The sequence below is a fragment of the Agriterribacter sp. genome, assembly GCF_035445465.1.
Lineage (GTDB): Bacteria > Bacteroidota > Bacteroidia > Chitinophagales > Chitinophagaceae > Agriterribacter.
In genome coordinates this window covers 1-5,267 of the sequence record NZ_DAOMQT010000111.1, presented here as the reverse complement: position 1 = coordinate 5,267, position 5,267 = coordinate 1, and the positions used below count along the sequence as shown (strand labels likewise).

Below are 5,267 nucleotides of genomic sequence, written 5' to 3'. Positions count from 1 at the left end.
TCAACTGAAGCCGGGCCTGCTGAATTTAATAAAGCGCCGGGTCGAACTGCCAGGGGTTTGCTATTTTTTAAAGTCAAACTATACTTTTTCAAAAAGCATGCAAGAATTTATGGACATTCAGGTTTTCTTCGATTTTTACAAATAGTTAATTCGCGCAGATATTTTTTTAGCGGCCTTTTGCAATCACATTATTTTTACAGGACTATATGCACGGCGGACTTCGGCTATTTCAGCAGAACTGATTTCAAATTGGAAAGATTTGTTTATCAATGTCAAGACTTAACCCGCGCGGGTTTTTGCTAAAAATACAAAAGGCTCACTTTCGTGAGCCTTTATACCTGATTGATTACCAGTGCCCCGGAACGGAGTTGAACCGTTACGGACATTGCTGTCCACAGGATTTTAAGTCCTGCGTGTCTACCAATTCCACCACCAGGGCAATACTTTATCTTGAATCTTAACTTTTAAACCCCATGCTGCATATAGTTACTGTTATACAAGTGTGCAACGCCCGCCTACCGGAGGACAGGCAACAAATGCTGAATCATGCTATACCGCTAAGGTCAAAAAAAATCCCCTCGCACCACGAGAGGACTTGTGAGCGGAAGACCGGGCTCGAACCGGCCACCCCGACCTTGGCAAGGTCGTGCTCTACCAAATGAGCTACTTCCGCTTATTAAAGAACTGATCGGGGCTGCAAAATTAAGGATTGCTTTTAAACAGCAAAATTTTTCTGCACCCTTCTGTTTATTTATACTTGGGGGTATACAAAGTGTTTTCCGGTACTGTTACTTTAGGCTTGCCTTTATAGCGATGCTTGTATAATCCATAACTGCCGCCAATTAAAAAGGCCATAAGCGCCACCATTTGCATGTAAAACAAAAACCTGGATGATTTTACCCAGCTCCAGGCAAAATCCTTTTTATTGTTTACCGTAATTTCCTGTTCCATATGTATTGATTTACGCTGCAAAAATAGCGGTTACCCGCTAACATTTACCCTTTTCGTTCAATAATTTCTGTAAAACGCCGCTTCTTTTTTATAAAATACTGCCATACTATACTCCCTTTGTATATTCCATGAGGATCAGCGACCCGTTTTACAGGAAAATATTTTTTTTCCTTTGTCAACAGCAGCCACTTATAAAACGCGAAATGCGCTTTTAATACCGTTACTGCATAGCCTATATCACCCTTAAACGCCTGCTGTACAGCGCTGATCCCGTCTAATACCAGGCGCAATGGAATTTTCCATATCTTTTCTGCCAATGCATAATTCCTGAACAGCATAATAAGACTGTTACGATAATTTAAATATACTTTACGGGGATTGCCTTTGGGCAGACTGCCCCCGCCCACATGATATACTACCGAGTACGGGCACACGTAAACATAATAGCCCGCCAATTGCATCCGCCAGCACAGGTCAATTTCCTCCTGGTGGGCAAAAAACAACGCATCAAACCCGTTTAAGCCATGATATGCTTCCGGCCGTATAAACAAGGCGCAGCCTGAAGCCCAGAATACCGGGGCAACATCATCATATTGGCCTGTATCTTTTTCGCATATATCAAATATCCTGCCCCGGCAAAAAGCATAGCCATACGCATCTATCCACCCACCTGCACCACCGGCGTATTCAAACATTTTTTTATCGTGCCACGACAATACTTTGGGCTGACAGGCGCCAATGGCCGCGTTCCCTTCCATTAACTCAATTACAGGCTCTATCCATCCCGGCGTTACTTCCACATCGGAATTTAATAATACGTAATAGGAAGCCTCCACCTGCTTCAGGGCCGTATTATACCCTTTGGCAAAGCCCTCGTTTATAGCGCTGCGCAATTGTATAATACCGGGATAATGCCGGCTCAGGAAGGCTAAGGAATCATCGGTTGATCCATTATCAGCCACAATAAATTGCACAGCCGGATAAGTAGTAGCCATCAGCGAAGGAAGGAACTGCTCTAAATACTTCCTGCCGTTCCAGTTCAGGATAACTACAGCTACAGTTGGATAATAGGTCAATACTGAAGAATTATTTTTTCAAAAATAAAGGAAGCATTGTTACCGTTTCGCTATTTTTAAATATGTTTCACCGTTTCTTTAACTGGCGTACGGCATTGTCGGTAATTGCTATTGCTATTGTAACAGGCACAATCTTCTATTCGCAATACCTGGCCAATAAAATAGCGGCAGATGAAAGACAGAAAGTAGAAACCTGGGTGGAAGCCGAAAAATTCCTGATCAGTTCACCGCCCGATACCGATACCAGGCTCGTTTCCGCCATTATTATCAACAATAACGATATTCCTATTATCGGGGTTAATGAAGCCGGGAGCATCATACATTATATCAATCTCGATTCTGCCAGCGTCAATAGGGATACCGGTTATCTTCATCAAAAAGTACGGCAATTCAAAAATCAACATGAGCCCATCGTTTATATTGACCCCCTCAACGGTAAAAAAGACCTGTACTACTACGGCAGTTCTACGCTGCTGCAGGAGGTGAGGTACTATCCGCTGGTGCAATTACTGATCGTAGCCTTATTTATCGTTTTTGCTTTGTATGCCATGGCAACCCGCAACCGCTCCGTTCAAAACCAGCTATGGGCAGGCATGGCCAAAGAAACCGCCCACCAGTTAGGAACACCCGTTACATCACTGCAGGGCTGGGTGGCAATGCTGAAAGAAGATCCTTATAATGAAAAGATGGCCGCGGAACTGGCCAAAGATGTAGACAGGCTGCAACTGGTATCGGACCGGTTCAGTAAAATTGGAAGCACCCCAAAGCTGGAGGAAAAAGACCTGCTGGTACAGATTGGCAATATGGTAGATTATATCCGTCGCAGATCGCCTGAAAAAGTGCAGTTTATCATAAATGCGGGTAATGCGCAAACCATTCCCATAAAAATTTCCGCATCGCTGTTCGACTGGGTCATTGAAAATCTTTTAAAAAACGCATTGGATGCCATGGGAGGAAAAGGCGTGATTACCATTGATATTACGCAAACCACTGAGCAGGTACAGATAGATGTAAACGATACGGGCAGGGGAATAACTTCCGCCAATATGAACAGCGTATTTAAACCCGGATTTACCACTAAAAAACGGGGATGGGGATTGGGGTTAACGCTTTCCCGGCGCATCATCCAGCAATATCACAAAGGCCAGTTGTTTGTAAAAAGCTCAGAGGCGGGCAAAGGAACTACTTTCAGGATTATATTGCAGAAGTCTGCAGGGTAACGGGGAACAAGTTGCAAGTTGCAGGGGGGACAGGTTACGGCTTGCAGGAAATGCACACCCTGAGACCTGAAACCTGTGACCTGAAACCCTTTACCCAAACATTTCCTTTACTCTTTCAAAAAAACTTTTTTCACCCTTTACAGGCTGTGGTTTAAAATTGGGTGAATCCTGCAATTTTTCCAGCGCCGCCTTTTCCTCAGCATTAATATTTTGCGGCGTCCACACATTTACATGAATAAGCTGGTCGCCCCTTTCGTACGAATTAATAGCAGGAAAACCCTTTCCCTTTAAACGGAATATTTTGCCGCTATGTGTACCTGCGGGTATTTTAATTTTTGCCTTACCATCAATAGTCGGCACTTCTACCTGCGTACCAAAAACAACATCCGTAAAGGAAATATGCAGATCAAATACAACGTTCAAACCATCTCTTTGCAGGTATGCGTGGCTTTCTTCCTCAATCAGTATAATTAAGTCGCCGGAAGGACCCCCCCTTTCCCCGGCATTGCCTTTGCCACTCATGCTCAACTGCATCCCTTCCTGCACACCGGCAGGTATATCAATATTCACTGTTTCCTCGCCATATACTCTCCCTTCGCCCCGGCAACTGGTGCATTTGCTGGTGATAGTGGTTCCCTCGCCATTGCATGACGGGCAGGTAGTAACGGTTTGCATTTGGCCCAAAAAAGTATTGGTTACTTTTCTCACCTGCCCGCTTCCGCCGCAGGTAGAACAGGTTTGTACCCCACCTTTGTCCTTGGCTCCCGTGCCGCTACAGGTTGCACAGGAAACATACTTTTTTACTTTGATTGTTTTAGTGGCGCCATTGGCAATCTCCTCATAATTCAATTTTATTTTAACCCGCAGGTTACTGCCTCTCACACCATGACTTCTGCGTCCACCTCCGCCCCTGCTTCCACCACCAAAAAAGCTACCGAAAATATCATCACCAAAAATATCTCCAAACTGGCTGAAGATATCTTCCGTATTCATATTACCATAGCCACCTCTGCCATTGTTCCCTAAACCTGCATGGCCAAACCTGTCGTACTGCGATTTTTTATCAGCATCACTCAATACTTCGTAAGCTTCAGCGGCTTCTTTAAACTTTTCTTCTGCAGCCTTATCCCCGGGATTGCGATCCGGATGATGCTGCATAGCTACCTTGCGGTAAGCTTTCTTTATCTCTTCTGCCGATGCAGATTTGGAAACACCTAATACTTCGTAATAATCTCTTTTCATATACTTGAATATGCTGATCTGAAAAGCCGGGCATTTAAAAACTGTTCAGGAAAGGAATATGCTGACCTCATTTTCAAATTATAACCCAACTACTACTTTTGCAAAACGGATGATCTTATCATTGAGATAGTATCCTTTTACAATTTCTTCTATTATTTTTCCTTTCAGTTTTTCATCTGCCACCGGCACCTGGCTTACCGCTTCGTGCTCATCCGGATTAAATTCCTGCCCCTTACAATCCATAGGCTTCAGGCCTTTGGAAGATAAAATTGACCTGAGCTTATTAAAAATTAATAATATGCCTTCCTGCACGGCATCTTCCGGTTGTCCGCTTTCCTGTACCTGCTTTTCTGCCCTGTCACAGTCATCCATCACATCTAATAAAGAAATAATTACTTCCTTTCCGGCGGTTTGTATTAACTCTACTCTTTCCCTGGCGTTCCTTCTTTTATAATTATCAAATTCGGCATATAACCGCAGGTATTTCTCTTTTTGCTCTGCCAATTCGGACTGAACGCTCTCTAATTCATCTGTCAGTTCCTCAGGTACATTTGTTTGATCTGCCATATTTGCGCTTTCATTAAGGTTTTCGGTTGTATTGGATGACGCATTTTCGTGATTTTCAGTGTTCTTATTCTTTAAATCTTCCATAGTCCTTATGTATTGTATAAATGCATTTAAAACCGGCAACAAGTTTGCCAACCCTGTTTTTAAGTCAAATTGTCGGATAGGATTAGGCATTTAATTCGTAAAGGCATGAAAGTACTATATAATTTAG

5 protein-coding genes and 2 tRNA genes are annotated in these 5,267 nt (G+C 43.4%); 1 reads left to right on the top strand and 6 read right to left on the bottom strand.

Annotated elements, in window-relative coordinates; all coding sequences use genetic code 11:
- Nucleotides 1-353: 353 nt before the first annotated feature.
- The 4 genes from PLE34_RS21575 to PLE34_RS21560 all read right to left on the bottom strand — a co-directional run bounded on the left by PLE34_RS21575 (nucleotide 354) and on the right by PLE34_RS21560 (nucleotide 2,027).
- Nucleotides 354-439 (bottom strand) — tRNA-Leu (locus tag PLE34_RS21575).
- A gap of 161 nt (nucleotides 440-600) precedes the next feature.
- Nucleotides 601-673 (bottom strand) — tRNA-Gly (locus tag PLE34_RS21570).
- Between the two features lie 74 nt (nucleotides 674-747).
- Entirely contained in the window at nucleotides 748-951 is a 204-nt protein-coding gene (locus PLE34_RS21565; RefSeq protein WP_324560627.1) for a hypothetical protein, read from the bottom strand.
- Between the two features lie 44 nt (nucleotides 952-995).
- A complete protein-coding gene (locus tag PLE34_RS21560; protein ID WP_324560624.1) occupies nucleotides 996-2,027 on the bottom strand; it encodes a glycosyltransferase family 2 protein in 1,032 nt (343 codons plus the stop codon).
- A 62-nt stretch (nucleotides 2,028-2,089) separates the two neighbouring features.
- Here PLE34_RS21560 and PLE34_RS21555 point away from each other — a divergent pair, with 62 nt between their 5' ends.
- Nucleotides 2,090-3,247 (top strand): sensor histidine kinase, encoded by a 1,158-nt coding sequence (locus tag PLE34_RS21555; protein WP_324560621.1) that lies wholly within the window; start codon nucleotides 2,090-2,092, stop codon nucleotides 3,245-3,247.
- Nucleotides 3,248-3,337: 90 nt separating this feature from the next.
- Here the strand turns inward: PLE34_RS21555 and dnaJ are convergent, their stop codons facing one another.
- Nucleotides 3,338-4,489, bottom strand: a complete 1,152-nt coding sequence (gene dnaJ, locus PLE34_RS21550) for a molecular chaperone DnaJ (protein WP_324560618.1) — start codon at nucleotides 4,487-4,489, stop codon at nucleotides 3,338-3,340.
- Between the two features lie 78 nt (nucleotides 4,490-4,567).
- Complete coding sequence (locus PLE34_RS21545) at nucleotides 4,568-5,140, bottom strand: nucleotide exchange factor GrpE (RefSeq protein WP_324560616.1); 573 nt, start codon at nucleotides 5,138-5,140, stop codon at nucleotides 4,568-4,570.
- Nucleotides 5,141-5,267 lie beyond the last annotated feature (127 nt).

Excerpts from the sequence above, each read along its gene's own strand:
- PLE34_RS21555 (WP_324560621.1), top strand. The coding sequence starts at position 2,090 with ATGTTTCACCGTTTCTTTAACTGGCGTACGGCATTGTCGGTAATTGCT.
- PLE34_RS21565 (WP_324560627.1), bottom strand. The coding sequence starts at position 951 with ATGGAACAGGAAATTACGGTAAACAATAAAAAGGATTTTGCCTGGAGC.
- PLE34_RS21545 (WP_324560616.1), bottom strand. The coding sequence starts at position 5,140 with ATGGAAGATTTAAAGAATAAGAACACTGAAAATCACGAAAATGCGTCA.
- dnaJ (WP_324560618.1), bottom strand. The coding sequence starts at position 4,489 with ATGAAAAGAGATTATTACGAAGTATTAGGTGTTTCCAAATCTGCATCG.